This is a genomic window from Pseudomonas fluorescens (genome assembly GCF_902497855.1).
GTDB lineage: Bacteria > Pseudomonadota > Gammaproteobacteria > Pseudomonadales > Pseudomonadaceae > Aquipseudomonas > Aquipseudomonas fluorescens_BI.
In genome coordinates this window covers 1-511 of record NZ_CABVHU010000078.1, presented here as the reverse complement: position 1 = coordinate 511, position 511 = coordinate 1, and the positions used below count along the sequence as shown (strand labels likewise).

The window sequence follows — 511 nt, the reverse complement described above, 5'->3', positions numbered from 1 at the left end:
TGACTGGGGTGAAGTCGTAACAAGGTAGCCGTAGGGGAACCTGCGGCTGGATCACCTCCTTAATCGACGACATCAGCTGCTCCATAAGTTCCCACACGAATTGCTTGATTCATTGAAGAAGACGATAGAAGCAGCTTCAAGCTTTAAGCTACACGCTTCAAGTTTGATTGCGAAAGCATCAAAATTGGGTCTGTAGCTCAGTTGGTTAGAGCGCACCCCTGATAAGGGTGAGGTCGGCAGTTCGAATCTGCCCAGACCCACCAATTTTAGTGTCGCAACCCGTGTTAAAAAGCGGGGCCATAGCTCAGCTGGGAGAGCGCCTGCCTTGCACGCAGGAGGTCAACGGTTCGATCCCGTTTGGCTCCACCATTTACTGCTTCTGACGTTAGAGTTTAGAAATGAATATTCCAGTGTGAATATTGATTTCTAGTCTTTGATTAGATCGTTCTTTAAAAATTTGGGTATGTGATAGAAAGATAGACTGAACGTTACTTTCACTGGTAACGGATCA

At 46.6% G+C, this 511-nt stretch carries 2 tRNA genes and 1 rRNA gene; all 3 read left to right on the top strand.

Annotation, left to right across the window (positions count from 1 at the left end):
• Positions 1-62: ribosomal RNA gene (locus F8N96_RS34945) — 16S ribosomal RNA — on the top strand; the annotation flags it as partial.
• Between the two features lie 124 nt (positions 63-186).
• Positions 187-263 (top strand) — tRNA-Ile (locus F8N96_RS34940).
• Positions 264-293: 30 nt separating this feature from the next.
• Positions 294-369 (top strand) — tRNA-Ala (locus F8N96_RS34935).
• Positions 370-511 lie beyond the last annotated feature (142 nt).